Source organism: Dickeya zeae NCPPB 2538 (assembly GCF_000406165.1).
In the GTDB taxonomy this organism is placed as follows: domain Bacteria; phylum Pseudomonadota; class Gammaproteobacteria; order Enterobacterales; family Enterobacteriaceae; genus Dickeya; species Dickeya zeae.
This window is the reverse complement of sequence record NZ_CM001977.1, coordinates 344,993-360,806: the sequence shown is the minus strand read 5'-3', so window position 1 is coordinate 360,806 and position 15,814 is coordinate 344,993. Positions and strand designations below refer to the sequence as shown.

13 protein-coding genes are annotated in these 15,814 nt (G+C 53.7%); 5 read left to right on the top strand and 8 right to left on the bottom strand.

Annotated features, from left to right (window positions below; genetic code table 11):
* Positions 1 to 463: 463 nt before the first annotated feature.
* Together gltB and DZE2538_RS01670 are read left to right on the top strand one after the other, a co-directional pair.
* Positions 464 to 4,924, top strand: a complete 4,461-nt coding sequence (gene gltB, locus DZE2538_RS01675) for a glutamate synthase large subunit (RefSeq protein ID WP_019843576.1) — start codon at positions 464 to 466, stop codon at positions 4,922 to 4,924.
* Between the two features lie 9 nt (positions 4,925 to 4,933).
* On the top strand, positions 4,934 to 6,352 hold the full coding sequence (locus tag DZE2538_RS01670) for a glutamate synthase small subunit (RefSeq protein ID WP_038915421.1): 1,419 nt from the start codon (positions 4,934 to 4,936) through the stop codon (positions 6,350 to 6,352).
* A gap of 82 nt (positions 6,353 to 6,434) precedes the next feature.
* Here DZE2538_RS01670 and DZE2538_RS01665 read toward each other — a convergent pair whose 3' ends face one another.
* The 6 genes from DZE2538_RS01665 to zapE form a co-directional block, all read right to left on the bottom strand.
* Entirely contained in the window at positions 6,435 to 6,845 is a 411-nt protein-coding gene (locus DZE2538_RS01665; protein ID WP_038915419.1) for a GFA family protein, read from the bottom strand.
* A gap of 145 nt (positions 6,846 to 6,990) precedes the next feature.
* Complete coding sequence (gene sspB, locus DZE2538_RS01660) at positions 6,991 to 7,497, bottom strand: ClpXP protease specificity-enhancing factor (protein ID WP_012883055.1); 507 nt, start codon at positions 7,495 to 7,497, stop codon at positions 6,991 to 6,993.
* Between the two features lie 4 nt (positions 7,498 to 7,501).
* Positions 7,502 to 8,143: a stringent starvation protein SspA gene (gene sspA, locus DZE2538_RS01655; RefSeq protein WP_012883054.1), complete on the bottom strand. Its 642-nt coding sequence runs from the start codon at positions 8,141 to 8,143 to the stop codon at positions 7,502 to 7,504.
* 322 nt (positions 8,144 to 8,465) lie between these two features.
* Positions 8,466 to 8,858: a 30S ribosomal protein S9 gene (rpsI, locus tag DZE2538_RS01650; RefSeq protein ID WP_012883053.1), complete on the bottom strand. Its 393-nt coding sequence runs from the start codon at positions 8,856 to 8,858 to the stop codon at positions 8,466 to 8,468.
* A 15-nt stretch (positions 8,859 to 8,873) separates the two neighbouring features.
* Positions 8,874 to 9,302: a 50S ribosomal protein L13 gene (gene rplM / locus DZE2538_RS01645; RefSeq protein WP_012883052.1), complete on the bottom strand. Its 429-nt coding sequence runs from the start codon at positions 9,300 to 9,302 to the stop codon at positions 8,874 to 8,876.
* A gap of 256 nt (positions 9,303 to 9,558) precedes the next feature.
* A complete protein-coding gene (gene zapE, locus DZE2538_RS01640; RefSeq protein WP_038915418.1) occupies positions 9,559 to 10,689 on the bottom strand; it encodes a cell division protein ZapE in 1,131 nt (376 codons plus the stop codon).
* Positions 10,690 to 10,902: 213 nt separating this feature from the next.
* On the opposite strand from zapE, the gene zapG reads away from it, so the two are divergent.
* The 3 genes from zapG to degS all read left to right on the top strand — a co-directional run bounded on the left by zapG (position 10,903) and on the right by degS (position 14,078).
* Positions 10,903 to 11,307, top strand: coding sequence for a Z-ring associated protein ZapG (gene zapG / locus DZE2538_RS01635; protein WP_012883050.1), 405 nt, complete (start codon positions 10,903 to 10,905; stop codon positions 11,305 to 11,307).
* Positions 11,308 to 11,552: 245 nt separating this feature from the next.
* Positions 11,553 to 12,923 carry a serine endoprotease DegQ gene (gene degQ, locus DZE2538_RS01630; protein WP_012883049.1) on the top strand — a complete coding sequence of 457 codons (1,371 nt, stop codon included), beginning with the start codon at positions 11,553 to 11,555 and terminating at the stop codon, positions 12,921 to 12,923.
* 87 nt (positions 12,924 to 13,010) lie between these two features.
* Positions 13,011 to 14,078, top strand: coding sequence for an outer membrane-stress sensor serine endopeptidase DegS (gene degS / locus DZE2538_RS01625; protein WP_023638716.1), 1,068 nt, complete (start codon positions 13,011 to 13,013; stop codon positions 14,076 to 14,078).
* Positions 14,079 to 14,158: 80 nt separating this feature from the next.
* On the opposite strand, the gene murA is transcribed toward degS, so the two are convergent.
* Both murA and ibaG read right to left on the bottom strand, forming a co-directional pair.
* Positions 14,159 to 15,421, bottom strand: coding sequence for a UDP-N-acetylglucosamine 1-carboxyvinyltransferase (murA, locus tag DZE2538_RS01620; protein ID WP_023638715.1), 1,263 nt, complete (start codon positions 15,419 to 15,421; stop codon positions 14,159 to 14,161).
* 53 nt (positions 15,422 to 15,474) lie between these two features.
* Entirely contained in the window at positions 15,475 to 15,729 is a 255-nt protein-coding gene (gene ibaG, locus DZE2538_RS01615) for a BolA family iron metabolism protein IbaG (protein WP_012883046.1), read from the bottom strand.
* Positions 15,730 to 15,814: the final 85 nt, after the last annotated feature.

Sequence of the window (15,814 nt, the reverse complement as noted above, 5' to 3'; positions counted from 1 at the left end):
TATCAGCATGCAGCCATAAAAACCCGCTATTAGCATAGTGATACAGCTCACAGTTCAACCTATCCCCTGCTCCTGCCAACATCTTCTTTTTATTAATTAAATCCTTTTATTTCATAAACATAAGCAAATATTATCCCTAAAGTGCCTGCTCGTCATGGGTATTTGACCTGAACAGGGTTTCTCGCTAATTTGGGAATCCGCTGGAAGATTTCCTGACGAGTGAACGTCTCGTCATATTTATGCAGTAAGAAGAAGACTCCCTCATCAAGCAAGTCACATCACTTGTGATACCTTACGAGAGGCCAGATAAAAGAGAGCGGCGCACACCACTGATGCCTTATTGGCGCAGTGAAGGGGTCGCTCGCGGTTAGCGTGCGGTTAACGCGTTATTTACGCAGCCGATTCTGGCAGTGAGGTTGTCGATTGAGGACGTCATACAGAGCCTGGGGAGGTTCACTGAGATATGTTGTACGATGCATCCCATGAAAGAGACAACTGTGGTTTCGGATTGATCGCCCATATAGAAGGTGAACCGAGCCATAAAGTCGTGCGCACGGCGATCCACGCCCTGGCACGCATGCAGCACCGTGGTGCGATTCTTGCCGATGGCAAGACCGGCGACGGATGCGGTTTATTACTCCAGAAACCCGATCGTTTCTTCCGTCTGGTTGCCGAAGAGCACGGCTGGCGGTTAGCGAACAATTATGCGGTCGGTATGCTGTTCCTCAGCCGGGATGAAGAGAAAGCCCGTGCCACGCGTCGAATTGTAGAAGAAGAACTGCAAAACGAGACCTTATCCGTACTGGGCTGGCGTGAAGTCCCGACCAATCCGGACGTGCTGGGTGAAATCGCCCTGTCTTCCCTGCCGTGCATCGAACAGATTTTTGTTAACGCCCCGGCCGGCTGGCGTCCACGTGATATGGAACGCCGCCTGTTTATGGCGCGTCGCCGCATTGAGAAACGCGTTCAGGATAAAGACTTTTACGTTTGCAGCCTGTCCAACCTGGTGAACATCTATAAAGGTCTGTGCATGCCCACAGACTTGCCACGGTTTTATCTGGATCTGGCGGACTTGCGTATGGAATCAGCAATTTGTCTGTTCCATCAGCGCTTCTCCACCAACACGGTGCCACGCTGGCGTCTGGCCCAACCGTTCCGCTATCTGGCGCACAATGGTGAAATCAACACCATCACCGGTAACCGTCAGTGGGCTCGTGCTCGCGCCTACAAATTTAAAACTCCGCTGATCCCTGACCTGTTGGATGCCGCACCGTTCGTTGACGAAAGCGGGTCAGACTCCATGTCGCTGGATAACATGTTGGAACTGTTCCTCGCCGGTGGGATGGACATCGTACGTGCGATGCGTCTGCTGGTGCCACCCGCCTGGCAGAACAACCCGAACATGGATCCGGAGCTGCGCGCTTTCTTCGACTTTAACTCCATGCATATGGAGCCGTGGGACGGCCCAGCCGGTCTGGTGCTGTCTGACGGACGTTACGCCGCCTGTAACCTTGACCGTAACGGCCTGCGCCCGGCGCGCTATGTCATCACCAAAGATAAGCTGATCACCTGTGCCTCCGAAGTGGGTATCTGGGATTACCAGCCTGACGAAGTGGTGGAAAAAGGCCGCGTCGGCCCGGGCGAACTGATGGTTATCGATACCCGTACCGGCCGAATTCTGCATTCAACCGAAACCGACGACGACCTGAAAAGCCGCCATCCCTACAAAGAGTGGATGGAGAAAAACGTTAAACGGTTGGTGCCGTTCGAAGAACTGCCAGACGATCAGGTCGGTAGCCGGGAACTGGACAACGCGCTGCTGGAAACCTACCAGAAGCAGTTTGGTTACAGCTTTGAAGAGTTGGATCAGGTCATTCGCGTACTGGGCGAAAACGGTCAGGAAGCAACCGGCTCGATGGGGGATGATACCCCGTTCGCCGTGCTGTCGAGCCGCCCGCGCATCATTTACGATTATTTCCGCCAGCAGTTTGCGCAGGTGACCAACCCGCCAATCGACCCGCTGCGCGAATCGCATGTGATGTCGCTCGCTACCTGTATCGGTCGCGAAATGAATGTATTCTGCGAAGCGGAAGGACAGGCACACCGCCTGAGCTTCAAATCGCCGATCCTGCTCTACTCCGACTTCATTCAATTGATCAACCAGGATCCTGAGCATTACCGCGCCGAGAAGATCGATATCACTTTCGATCCTAAGCAGCGTTCGTTGCAGGAGACCGTGGAAAAACTGTGTGACGAAGCGGAATACAAGGTTCGTGCTGGCGCAGTATTGCTGGTGCTGACCGACCGTGGTATCGCACAAGACCGTCTGCCAGTGCCAGCCCCCATGGCAGTGGGCGCGATTCAGGCTCGCCTGGTGGAGAAAAGCCTGCGCTGCGATGCCAACATCATTGTTGAAACTGGTAGCGCCCGCGATCCGCACCACTTTGCCGTATTACTCGGCTTCGGTGCGACGGCGGTTTACCCGTATCTGGCCTATGAGACACTGGCAGGTCTGGTTGATAACCACACCATCGACAAACCGTACCGTACCGTGATGCAGAACTACCGTAACGGCATCAACAAAGGTCTGTACAAGATCATGTCCAAGATGGGGATCTCCACTATCGCCTCTTACCGCTGTTCGAAGCTGTTCGAAGCGGTGGGTCTGCATCAGGATGTGTCGTCCCGTTGCTTCCAGGGTGTGGTAAGCCGTATTGGCGGTGCCAGTTTCAGCGATTTTGAGCAGGACCTGCAAAACCTATCCAAACGCGCCTGGCTCAAGCGCCAAAAACTCGATCAGGGTGGTCTGCTCAAGTTCGTTTATGGCGGTGAATACCACGCCTACAACCCTGATGTGGTGAAAACACTGCAAACCGCGGTTCACAGCGGCAACTATCAGGATTACCAGCAGTACGCCAAACTGGTTAACGAGCGTCCGGCATCGATGCTGCGTGACCTGCTGGCGGTGCAACCGCAGGCAGGCGCAGCCATCCCGCTGGAACAGGTTGAGCCAGACTCAGAGCTGTTTAAACGCTTTGACACCGCCGCCATGTCTATCGGTGCCCTGAGCCCTGAAGCGCATGAATCGCTGGCAGAAGCCATGAACAGTCTGGGCGGTTTTTCCAACTCCGGTGAAGGCGGCGAAGACCCGGCGCGCTACGGTACCAATAAAGTGTCCCGTATCAAGCAGGTGGCTTCCGGTCGCTTTGGTGTGACCCCAGCCTATCTGGTCAATGCCGACGTTATTCAGATCAAAGTGGCGCAAGGTGCTAAACCGGGTGAAGGCGGTCAGTTACCGGGCGATAAAGTTACCCCGTATATCGCACGTCTGCGTTATTCCGTGCCGGGTGTGACCCTGATTTCGCCACCGCCACACCATGATATTTATTCTATCGAAGATCTGGCGCAGTTGATTTTCGACCTGAAACAGGTCAACCCGAAGGCGATGATTTCAGTCAAGCTGGTATCAGAACCGGGCGTCGGCACCATCGCTACCGGTGTGGCTAAAGCCTATGCTGACCTTATCACTATCGCTGGCTATGACGGTGGTACCGGTGCTAGTCCGCTGACGTCGGTGAAATACGCTGGATGTCCGTGGGAACTGGGTCTGGTAGAAACCCAGCAGGCGCTGGTGGCCAACGGCCTGCGCCATAAGATTCGCCTGCAGGTGGATGGTGGTCTGAAAACCGGTCTGGATATCGTGAAAGCAGCGATTCTGGGTGCGGAGAGCTTCGGCTTCGGTACTGGCCCGATGGTGGCGCTGGGTTGTAAATACCTGCGTATCTGTCACCTGAACAACTGCGCTACCGGCGTAGCAACTCAGGATGACAAACTGCGCCGCGACCACTATCACGGCCTGCCAGAACGTGTCGTTAACTACTTCACCTTCATCGCCCGCGAAACCCGCGAGCTGATGGCGGAGCTGGGCGTGAGCCGTCTGGTAGACCTGATCGGCCGTACCGATTTGCTGGTCGAACTGGATGGCATCACCGCCAAGCAGAATAAACTGGATCTGTCGCCGTTGCTGCACACCGTTGCACCGCAACCCGGCAAAGCGCTGTACTGCACCGAAGGCAACCCGTCGTTTGACAAGGGGCTGTTGAACAAAGAGCTGATCGCACAGGCTCAGGCGCATGTCGATGCCAGACAAAGCAAAGCGCTCTACTTCGACATCCGCAATACCGACCGCTCTGTCGGGGCCACCTTGTCCGGCATGATCGCAGAAAAACATGGTGATCAAGGTCTGGCAAGCGACCCGATCAAAGTCCATTTCACCGGTACAGCAGGCCAGAGCTTCGGCGTCTGGAACGCAGGCGGTGTTGAGCTGGCCCTGACCGGCGATGCTAACGACTATGTGGGTAAAGGGATGGCCGGTGGTGTTATCTCCGTGCGTCCGCCGGTGGGTTCCGCCTTCCGCAGTCACGAAGCCAGCATTATCGGTAACACCTGCCTGTACGGCGCAACCGGCGGCAAACTGTTCGCTGCTGGCCGTGCTGGCGAGCGCTTCGCCGTGCGTAACTCCGGTGCCATCACCGTGGTGGAAGGTATCGGTGATAACGGCTGCGAATACATGACTGGCGGTATCGTCTGCATCCTCGGTCGTACCGGCGTCAACTTTGGCGCAGGCATGACCGGCGGCTTCGCCTATGTCCTGGACGAAGACGGCGAATTCCGTAAGCGCGTTAACCCTGAACTGGTTGAAGTGCTGGATGTGGAAAACCTGGCGATTCACGAAGAGCACCTGCGCGGGCTGATTACCGAGCACGTCCAGCACACCGGTTCGCAGCGTGGTGAGGAAATTCTTGCCAACTGGCCGACCTGGGCTTCGAAATTTTCGTTGGTCAAACCGAAGTCAAGTGATGTGAAAGCGTTGTTGGGTCATCGTAGTCGTTCCGCAGCGGAGCTGCGGGTACAGGCGCAGTAAGAGGTCATCATGAGTCAGAATGTTTATCAGTTTATCGACTTACAGCGCGTTGATCCGCCCAAGAAACCGCTGAAGATTCGTAAAATCGAGTTTGTTGAAATTTACGAGCCATTCTCGGAAAGCCAGTCCAAAGCCCAGGCAGATCGCTGCCTGGCTTGCGGCAACCCCTACTGCGAATGGAAATGCCCGGTCCATAACTACATCCCGAACTGGCTGAAGCTGGCGAATGAGGGACGGATTATTGAAGCCGCTGAGCTGTCTCACCAGACGAACAGCCTGCCGGAAGTGTGCGGCCGCGTCTGCCCACAGGACCGCCTGTGTGAAGGCTCTTGCACACTGAATGACGAATTCGGTGCCGTCACTATCGGTAACATCGAGCGCTACATCAACGATAAAGCCATCGAAATGGGCTGGCGTCCGGATGTTTCGTCAGTCGAGCCAACCGGCAAGCGTGTGGCGATTATCGGCGCCGGTCCTGCCGGGCTGGCTTGTGCCGATGTTCTGATCCGTAACGGCGTGAAAGCGGTGGTCTATGACCGCCACCCGGAAATTGGCGGCCTGCTGACCTTCGGTATCCCGGCATTCAAGCTGGAAAAAGAGGTGATGACGAAGCGCCGCGAAATCTTCACGGAGATGGGCATCGACTTTCACCTGAATACGGAAGTCGGCAAAGACGTTCCGTTGAACGACTTACTGGCAGAATATGACGCCGTGTTCCTGGGTGTCGGTACCTATCAGTCAATGAGCGGCGGGCTGGAAAACGAAGACGCGCCAGGCGTATACGATGCTCTGCCGTTCCTGATTGCCAATACCAAGAACCTGATGGGCTTCGAAACCAGCGAGCAGGAACCCTATATCTCGATGCAAGGCAAACGTGTCGTCGTTCTGGGTGGCGGCGATACAGCGATGGACTGTGTGCGTACCTCGATTCGCCAGGGAGCAACGCATGTCACTTGTGCCTACCGTCGTGATGAAGAAAACATGCCGGGCTCCAAGCGCGAAGTGAAAAATGCGCGCGAAGAAGGCGTAGAGTTCCGCTTCAACCTCCAGCCGCTCAGTATTGAAATCAATGGCGCTGGTAAAGTGTGCGGTGTACGCATGATCCGCACTGAACTGGGCGCACCGGATGCTAACGGCCGTCGTCGTCCTGAACCGGTTGAGGGTTCCGAGCATGTGCTGGAAGCCGATGCAGTTATCATGGCGTTTGGTTTCCGTCCGCATAAAATGACGTGGCTGGCGGATCATGGCGTGGAGCTGGATACTCAGGGTCGTATCATCGCCCCGGAACAGAGCAACAGTGCTTTCCAGACGTCAAACCCGAAAATCTTCGCCGGCGGCGATGCGGTACGTGGTTCTGATCTGGTGGTAACCGCGATAGCAGAAGGCCGTAAAGCGGCTGACGGCATCATGAACTATCTGGAAGTGTAATGACTTTCTGACACATCAAAGGCGGCTACGGCCGCCTTTATACTTGCCAATGCAGGTTGTTTTCCCTCATCAGGAATCCGTATTACTTTTTATATAAATCAATGATGTCCTGTTCGGTCATCGTTGGGGTTTGCTGTACGAAATCGTAATAATCAGGCTTGTTATCAATGTAGACCTGCGAAGCCAGTTTTTGCGGGACATTGGGGAATAGCCCGGCGGAAATTGAATAGATTTCCGGTTTAAGCAGCCGATAAAACAGGTGGGTTCCGCAGGTGCGGCAGAACGCACGTTCCGCCCAGTCTGAAGAACGATACCGTCCGATATGTTCTTCCCCCTCAAGTACCACCCCTTGCTGAGTTTCAATCGCCATCAACGGCCCACCTCCCCATGTACGACACATACCGCAATGGCAGACATACACATCATGCGTGCATGACTCAGGGACCGTTATCGTTACTGCACCGCATAAACAGCGGCCTTGACTGGTTTTCATCACATTCTCCTTCGATTAAACACGAGACTGACAATGGATAAACTCGTTACCAGACAGCAAAGACATTATGGACCTTATCGGCTTTATGAACCTTTCATTCGGGCAATAAAAAAGGCACGTTACCGTGCCTTTTTTATCAGTGCGATTATTTGACCACCCGCAGGGAAGGCCGACCACCTCTTGGTGGCGAGGGCGGCTCGTCATCTGGCTGCGGCTCGCTCTCAGCGGCAGGAGAAGAAGGTTCATTGTCCACTACCGACATCAGTGTTGGTCTGGATTCTTCTTCAGAATGGGGCTGTACGCCAAACTCTTCGACAATTTCGTAAGCGGGCTCAGGCTCAAACATCGTACCCGCGCCATTTTCACGCGCATAGATAGCCATCACCGACGCCATCGGGACAAACACCTGGCGGGGAACACCGCCAAAACGCGCATTAAAGCGCACGCTGTCATCAGCCAGTTCGAGATTGCCTACCGCACGCGGCGCAATATTCAGGACAATCTGCCCATCACGGGCAAACTCCATCGGCACTTGCACTCCGGGAACAGTCACATCCACAACCAGATGCGGCGTTAATTGGTTGTCCAGCAACCAGTCATAAAAAGCCCGTAATAAATAGGGACGGCGTGGAGAGAGCTGAGACAACGTCATGCCATTACCCTCTGGACTGCAACCGAATTTCGCGCTCCACTTCAGTCAACGAAGCGAGGAAGGCATCACGTTCGAACACACGGGTCATATAACCCTTCAGTTCTTTAGCACCAGAACCACTCAACTCAATACCCAGCAGCGGCAGACGCCACAACAATGGTGCCAGATAGCAATCCACCAGGCTGAACTCTTCACTCATGAAATAGGGTGCTTCGTTGAAAACTGGGGCGATAGCCAGCAGTTCTTCACGCAGCTGCTTGCGTGCCGCTTCCGCATCCTGAGCATTGCCAGTCTGGATGGTTTTCATCAGCGAATACCAGTCCTGCTCAATGCGATGCATCATCAGACGGCTATTACCACGCGCCACCGGATAAACCGGCATCAGCGGCGGGTGTGGGAAACGCTCATCCAGGTATTCCATGATGATACGTGATTCATACAACGTCAGTTCACGGTCAACCAGTGTCGGCACCGAGCCGTAAGGATTAAGGTCGATAAGATCCTGCGGCAGATTATCCATGTCCACCTGTTCAATCTCGACACTTACCCCTTTCTCGGCCAGTACAATGCGGACCTGATGGCTAAAAATGTCGGACAGACCAGAAAACAGCGTCATCACCGAACGTTTGTTGGCAGCGACAGCCATGAAAACCTCCAAGTTATCGAAAAAATACGGCGAACAACCGATCGAATATGATCCTGCTGGCCTTGCCGCGTTTAGGCTTCCCCAAAGGGGAGAAAGCGGACGACATCTGTCGTTCTGTTAAAATCACTTGCTGGCGAACAGGCACAAAACCGGCCAATAGTGTATCAGATTCTGTTTGTTTTGTGGGGGGATAAGCGTGTTTTCATGACTAACCCACGGTAATCACAGCAGATTTTTTCCACAGGTGAGTTCAGGAAGAAAAAAAACCCGGTGACAGGCACCGGGTTTTTCTGCGTTGATTTCGCTGCCAGGCAGACAGAAATTAACGTTTGGAGTACTGCGGACGACGACGTGCTTTGCGCAGACCCACTTTCTTACGTTCAACCTGACGAGCGTCACGAGTAACGAAGCCAGCTTTACGCAGTTCAGAACGCAGGGATTCGTCGTATTCCATCAGAGCGCGGGTGATACCATGACGGATAGCACCGGCCTGACCGGAAATACCACCACCTTTAACGGTGATGTACAGATCCAGTTTACCAACCATATCGACCAGTTCCAGCGGCTGGCGAACGACCATGCGCGCGGTTTCGCGGCCAAAGTACTGTTCCAGTGTACGCTGGTTGATAACGATGTTGCCACTGCCCGGTTTGATAAATACACGAGCGGCGGAGCTTTTGCGGCGACCAGTGCCGTAGTATTGATTTTCAGCCATTGCCTATAATCCCGATTAAATGTCCAGAACTTGCGGTTGCTGTGCCGCGTGATTGTGCTCGTTACCCGCGTAAACTTTCAGTTTACGGTACATAGCACGACCCAGCGGGCCCTTCGGCAGCATGCCTTTAACCGCGATTTCAATTACGCGCTCAGGACGGCGGGCAATCATCTCTTCAAAGGTCGCTTCTTTGATACCACCGATGTGGCCGGTGTGATGGTAGTACATCTTGTCAGAACGTTTGTTGCCAGTTACAGCAACTTTTTCTGCGTTCAGAACGATGATGTAGTCACCGGTATCAACGTGCGGAGTGTATTCCGCTTTGTGCTTGCCGCGCAGACGACGAGCCAGTTCAGTAGCAAGACGGCCAAGAGTTTTGCCGCTCGCGTCAACAACGTACCAGTCGCGTTTTACGGTTTCTGGTTTAGCTGTAAAAGTTTTCATTAAAAGCTTACCCAATTTAAGTTACACGTTGGTGAACACCCAAACGCTTAAATAAATAGTGTTGAGGTTCACACGGCTATCTAGTCCAGCAAACCTACCCCTTCGAATAGCTATTGCCAGCGCGATTAAAGTTTCGGGAAAAAAACTTTGTTGTAACGTGGGGTCGCAGGATTATAGAGAAGTCGATCCCAAAGGTCGACTTTTTTCTCTCATAATTTCCTGCACAGCATAATGTGTTTGCCACCGTCAATCACGGCTACGGCAAATGCGGCTGGCGCAGGTACTCCTCGCTTTGCATTTCCTGTAAACGCGACAGACAGCGCTGATATTCGAACTTCAGGTGCTCACCCTGATAAATCTCAAACATCGGCGCCTGGGCGGAGATAATCAGCTTCACCCGACGCTCATAGAATTCATCCACCAACGCCAGAAAACGACGCGCTGCGTTCTCATCTTTTACCGCCATCACCGGCACATGGTGCAATAACACCGTGTGGTACAACCGCGATAAGGCGATGTAATCGTTCTGACTGCGCGCCTCAAGACACAACGTGGCAAAATCCACCGCCAGCACGCCATCCCCCGCGCTCAGTGTTGCCAACGGACGATGATTCACCTCCAGTACCGGGCCTGGTTGGCTACCATCCCGCCCAGACAGACGACGGAACATCGCCTGCATGTCAGCCTCTGTCTCGTCATTGATAGGCGTAAGGTACAGATGAGCCTGGGTCAACGTACGCAGCCGGTAATCAATACCCGCATCCACATTAAGCACATCACAATAACGCTTGATAAGCTCAATAGCGGGCAGGAAGCGCGCACGCTGCAACCCATTGCGATACAACTCGTCAGGTGGAATATTAGACGTCGCAACCAGCGCAATCCCTCTCGAGAATAACGCCCGCAACAGTTCCGCCAGCAACATGGCGTCGGTAATATCCGAAACGAAAAACTCATCGAAACACAGAATGTCGGTCTGTGCCTTAAAGCCGTCCGCCACCTTTTCCAGCGGATTTTCCTGCCCTTGCAACTGGTTCAGTTCTTCATGCACCCGCAGCATAAAACGGTGGAAATGCAGCCGAAGTTTCCGCTCCGAAGGCAGGCTGTGGAAAAACAGGTCCATCAGCCAGGTTTTACCCCGCCCGACACCGCCCCACATGTACAGACCTTGCACCGGTGTCGGCGTTTTTTCTTTCTGACCCAACCAACTACGCCATTTCGATAGCAGTCCCGGTGTGCCGTTTTCGGGTTGTATCCATACCTGATCTGTCAGCGTTTGATGGATAGCGTTCAAACGGACAACCGTCTGATGCTGCACCTCATCCGGCTGATAGGTCTGTGCCATCAAAGCCTGCTGATAAAGTGCCAAAGGGGTTGTTCTCTGCATAGCACAAAATCCCTGAGAAAAATTTCGTTGTATTTTATCGTGCGTTAACGCCGGTTCAGCCCGTGATCGTGAGCGTTACCGCTTCGCAGTACCCACCTACCCGATCAGACCAGATATACAAGGGCTCCACTCCAGCGAGGTTAGCGGTTATAGTGACTATTATTAAGTGAAAAAACCCTACGGGACAACGAAGTCAAAAATAGGAGTCGTTTTATGACCTGGGAGTCTGCGCTGATTGGATTTGTTATCGGTGTCATCATTGGCGCTGTCGCGATGCGGTTCGGTAACCGTAAACTGCGCCAGCAGCAGGTACTGCAAAACGAACTGGAGAAAAACAAAACCGAACTGGAAGAATACCGTCAGGAATTGGTCAGCCATTTTGCCCACAGTGCAGAACTGCTCGACAATATGGCGCGCGATTATCGTCAGCTTTATCAGCATATGGTGAAAAGCTCCAACAACCTGCTGCCGGATGTTCCGATGCAGGATAACCCGTTTCGTTATCGCCTGACCGAAGCCGAATCGGACAACGACCAGGCACCGGTGGATATGCCGCCACGCGACTATTCCGGCAGTGCCTCCGGCCTGCTGCGTGGCACTCACCCGACAGGCAAATAAGCGGCTATTTTTAGCCAACGTTGCCGCGGTTATCCGCCCTGACGGCACTCAATTTGTCGTCAGGGCATTTCTTGTCGGTCATGCTGACCCTCTCCACTTTATCCATGACACGGTCGGTCGTTACATTTTGCTGACGAAATATCAGCGAACTTTACACACAGCTCCGGGTCTGAGTATTCACCGCAAGTTTGAGTTTATATATCATCGTTTTATTCATCAGCAGGTCGTGAGAGAGTTAACAATCAATGAAAAAAACATCGTTGTTATATAGCGCACTGGCACTCGGTATTGGACTGTCGTTGTCTTCAGTGCCCCCAGCCAACGCCGCGCTGCCTGCCGTTGTAGAAGGTCAGGCGCTGCCCAGTCTGGCCCCCATGCTGGAAAAAGTGCTGCCTGCGGTCGTCAGCGTGCATGTGGAAGGCACACAGGTGCAGCGCCAGCGCATTCCGGAAGAGTTCAAATTCTTCTTTGGCCCGAACACCCCGTCGGAAAAACAGAATTCACGTCCGTTCGAAGGGTTGGGCTCTGGCGTGATCATCAATGCCGAAAAAGGCTATGTGCTAACCAACAATCACGTCGTCAACAATGCGGATAAAATTCAGGTGCAGTTGAATGACGGCCGTGAATATGACGCCAAGCTGATCGGCCGCGATGAACAAACCGATATCGCGTTGTTGCAGTTGAATGACGCCAAAAATCTCACCGAAATCAAAATGGCAGACTCCGATCAGTTGCGGGTCGGCGACTTTGCTGTTGCCGTTGGCAACCCATTCGGGCTTGGCCAAACGGCGACATCCGGTATTATTTCCGCCCTGGGTCGTAGTGGCCTGAATCTGGAAGGGCTGGAAAACTTCATCCAGACCGATGCTTCCATCAACCGTGGTAACTCCGGCGGGGCGCTGGTTAACCTGCGCGGCGAACTTATCGGTATCAACACCGCGATTCTGGCACCGAGCGGCGGTAACGTGGGTATTGGTTTTGCGATCCCCAGTAACATGGCGCAAAACCTGGCTCAGCAATTGGTGGAATTTGGCGAGGTAAAACGCGGTCTGCTGGGTATCAAAGGCAGCGAAATGACCTCCGAGATAGCGAAAGCCTTCAAGGTGGACGCCCAGCGTGGCGCTTTCGTGAGCGAAGTGATTCCTAAATCTGCCGCCGCCAAAGCCGGTATTAAAGCCGGTGACGTACTGGTTTCACTGGATGGCAAGCCTATCAGCAGCTTCGCTGAACTGCGCGCCAAAATCGGTACGACCGCACCGGGTAAAACCGTGCGCATTGGCCTGCTGCGTGACGGTAAACAACAGGAAGTCTCGGTGGTACTGGATAATAGCGCCAACGTGACGACCAATGCCGACACACTCACTCCGGCCCTGCAGGGGGCGACCCTCAATAACGGGCAGTTGAAGGATGGCAGCAAAGGCGTCGCTATCGATAACGTAGCCAAAGACAGCGCTGCCGCTAAAGTCGGTCTGCAAAAAGGCGATATCATCGTCGGCGTGAACCGCGAACGAGTGGAAAACATCACCCAATTGCGCAAGATTCTGGAAGCCAAGCCTTCGGTACTGGCACTGAATATTGTCCGTGGCGATGAAAGTATCTACCTTCTGTTGCGCTAAGCTATGAAAAAGTGGACACCGCGCGATGCGGTGTCCACCCTTCTCTGATATTCTGCGATTCAACCTTCTTTTACACCCAAAACGCTCATGCTAACCAAACTGTTACGTTCGGCGCTGTTCGGTGTCATCGTCGCCGGTATTCTGTTATTGGCTATTCCGACGCTACGCTCCAGTCAGGGATGGCGGCTCCAGTCCAATAGCGATAGTAGCCAGGAAACTCCGGTCAGCTATTATCAGGGGGTGCGCCGTGCGGCTCCCGCCGTGGTGAACGTATACAATCAGGGCAACGATCCTGCTGCCAAAAACGAATTAAATATCCGCACGCTGGGATCTGGCGTTCTCATGAACAGCAAAGGATATATTCTCACCAACAAGCATGTGATCAACAATGCCGAACAAATTGTGGTCACCTTGCAGGATGGCCGCATTTTCGAAGCGCTGCTGGTAGGTTCAGATAGCCTGACTGACCTCGCCGTACTAAAAATCGAAGGCGCGAATCTGCCTGAAATCCCCATCAACCCGAAACGGGTATTCCATGTCGGCGATGTCGTCATGGCGATTGGCAATCCCTACAACCTTGGTCAGACGGTGACTCAGGGGATTATCAGTGCTACCGGTCGGGTAGGATTAAGCGCGTCCGGCCGACAGAATTTTCTGCAAACTGACGCTTCTATCAACCACGGCAACTCAGGTGGCGCGCTGGTTAATACACTCGGCGAGCTGGTTGGCATCAATACCTTGTCATTTGATAAAAGCGACGATGGCGGCACACCAGAAGGTATCGGTTTTGCTATTCCCGTCGCGCTGGCGACCAAGATCATGAATAAACTTATCCGCGATGGACGCGTGATTCGGGGTTATTTCGGTATCCGGGGGGCACAACGCGAACGGCTGGGCAATCAAGTCACTGGCCTTGAGCGGTTGCAAGGTATCGTCGTCAACGAGGTCGATGCGGGTGGACCAGCGGACAAAGCAGGGATTAAAAAAGGTGACTTACTGCTGGAAGTGAACAACAAACCCGCACGTTCCGTAATAGAAACCATGGATCAGGTGGCGGAGATTCGGCCCGGTTCGGTGATTCCTGTCGTTATTTCCCGTGATAATCAGGAAATAAAACTGAATATCACGATTCAGGAACATCCACCCAGCGATTAAATCGCGCCGGGTACGCCTGATGTAATAACCGTGGATGCAATAACCGGGTGATGCGATCGCAGAGCACCCGGCTATAACGATTAGTCGTTAGCGCTCACGCGCTCAATATTGGCACCCAACGCACGCAACTTATCTTCGATACGCTCATAGCCGCGATCAATATGATAGATGCGGTCTACCAGCGTCGTGCCTTGTGCAAGACACCCCGCCAGCACCAGACTGGCTGACGCTCGCAGGTCAGTTGCCATCACCTGTGCACCGGAGAGGTGGCTGACGCCATGACAAATCACGGTGTTGCTCTCGATTTCCGCCTGTGCTCCCATACGAATCAGTTCAGGGATGTGCATAAAGCGGTTTTCGAAAATGGTTTCGGTGATAACGCCAGTACCTTCCGCCACCAGATTCAACAGGCTGAACTGCGCCTGCATATCGGTCGGGAACCCCGGATGCGGAGCGGTACGCACATTCACGGCTTTCGGCCGACGGCCATGCATATCCAGGCTGATCCAGTCGTCGCCAATTTCGATGTCAGCACCCGCTTCACGCAGTTTGGACAACACCGCATCCAGCGTATCCGGACGGGTGTGACGGCATACGACCTTGCCGCCGGAGACCGCCGCCGCGACCAAAAACGTGCCGGTCTCAATACGGTCTGGCAGTACGCGGTATACCCCGCCGCCCAGACGATCCACACCGTCGATCACGATCTTATCGCTACCCGCGCCACTGATTTTGGCACCCAGCGTATTCAGGAAGTTCGCCGTATCGACAATCTCAGGCTCGCGCGCGGCGTTCTCAATGATAGTTTTACCCACCGCCAGTGTGGCAGCGCTCATGATGGTCACCGTCGCACCAACGCTGACTTTGTCCATCACGATGTGTGCACCTTTCAGCCGACCATCAACCGTCGCCTTCACATACCCTTCTTCCAGCGTGATGTGCGCGCCAAGCTGCTCCAGGCCATTAATGTGCAAATCGACCGGACGGGCACCAATAGCACAACCACCCGGCAGCGACACTTGCCCTTGCCCAAAACGTGCCACCAGCGGGCCCAATGCCCAGATAGAAGCACGCATGGTTTTCACCAGGTCATACGGCGCACAGAACACATTCACCGAACTGGCATCGACATGCACAGAACCATTGCGCTCAACACGAGCGCCTAATTGGCTCAGTAACTTCATGGTGGTGTCGATATCACGCAGTTTGGGAACGTTTTGAATTTCTACCGGCTCTTCAGCCAGCAGGGCAGCGAACAGGATAGGCAGGGCGGCGTTTTTTGCGCCGGAAATAGTAACTTCACCAGCGAGCCGGGTTGGCCCCTGCACACGAAATTTATCCATAGTGACGATTTCTCAATATTCAGACTCAATAGCATGGCCGGATGGCCGCTAACTTACAGACCGCTTAGTTTACGGTCGCGTTGCCACTCTTCAGGGGTATAAGCCTTGATCGACAACGCATGAATGCGATTATCCGCGATGTATTCCATCAGCGGCGCATAGACCGCCTGCTGCTGTTTTACGCGGCTCATACCCTTGAACAACTCACCTATCACAATGACCTGGAAGTGGCTGCCGTCGCCAGACACATGCGCATCTTCAAGCGCCAGCGCTTTCATCAGCACGTCTTTAATTTCGTCGTTTTCCATTGCTCTCGATTCTACGTCAGGGGGATGATAAACAGGGTGGTATCTTAGATGAATCTGTCGCTATCTTAAACAAAAGAAATCCCCC

Excerpts from the sequence above, each read along its gene's own strand:
- ibaG (WP_012883046.1), bottom strand. The coding sequence starts at position 15,729 with ATGGAAAACGACGAAATTAAAGACGTGCTGATGAAAGCGCTGGCGCTT.
- zapG (WP_012883050.1), top strand. The coding sequence starts at position 10,903 with ATGACCTGGGAGTCTGCGCTGATTGGATTTGTTATCGGTGTCATCATT.
- rpsI (WP_012883053.1), bottom strand. The coding sequence starts at position 8,858 with ATGGCTGAAAATCAATACTACGGCACTGGTCGCCGCAAAAGCTCCGCC.
- sspB (WP_012883055.1), bottom strand. The coding sequence starts at position 7,497 with ATGACGTTGTCTCAGCTCTCTCCACGCCGTCCCTATTTATTACGGGCT.
- zapE (WP_038915418.1), bottom strand. The coding sequence starts at position 10,689 with ATGCAGAGAACAACCCCTTTGGCACTTTATCAGCAGGCTTTGATGGCA.
- DZE2538_RS01665 (WP_038915419.1), bottom strand. The coding sequence starts at position 6,845 with ATGAAAACCAGTCAAGGCCGCTGTTTATGCGGTGCAGTAACGATAACG.
- gltB (WP_019843576.1), top strand. The coding sequence starts at position 464 with ATGTTGTACGATGCATCCCATGAAAGAGACAACTGTGGTTTCGGATTG.
- degS (WP_023638716.1), top strand. The coding sequence starts at position 13,011 with ATGCTAACCAAACTGTTACGTTCGGCGCTGTTCGGTGTCATCGTCGCC.
- sspA (WP_012883054.1), bottom strand. The coding sequence starts at position 8,143 with ATGGCTGTCGCTGCCAACAAACGTTCGGTGATGACGCTGTTTTCTGGT.
- DZE2538_RS01670 (WP_038915421.1), top strand. The coding sequence starts at position 4,934 with ATGAGTCAGAATGTTTATCAGTTTATCGACTTACAGCGCGTTGATCCG.
- murA (WP_023638715.1), bottom strand. The coding sequence starts at position 15,421 with ATGGATAAATTTCGTGTGCAGGGGCCAACCCGGCTCGCTGGTGAAGTT.
- degQ (WP_012883049.1), top strand. The coding sequence starts at position 11,553 with ATGAAAAAAACATCGTTGTTATATAGCGCACTGGCACTCGGTATTGGA.
- rplM (WP_012883052.1), bottom strand. The coding sequence starts at position 9,302 with ATGAAAACTTTTACAGCTAAACCAGAAACCGTAAAACGCGACTGGTAC.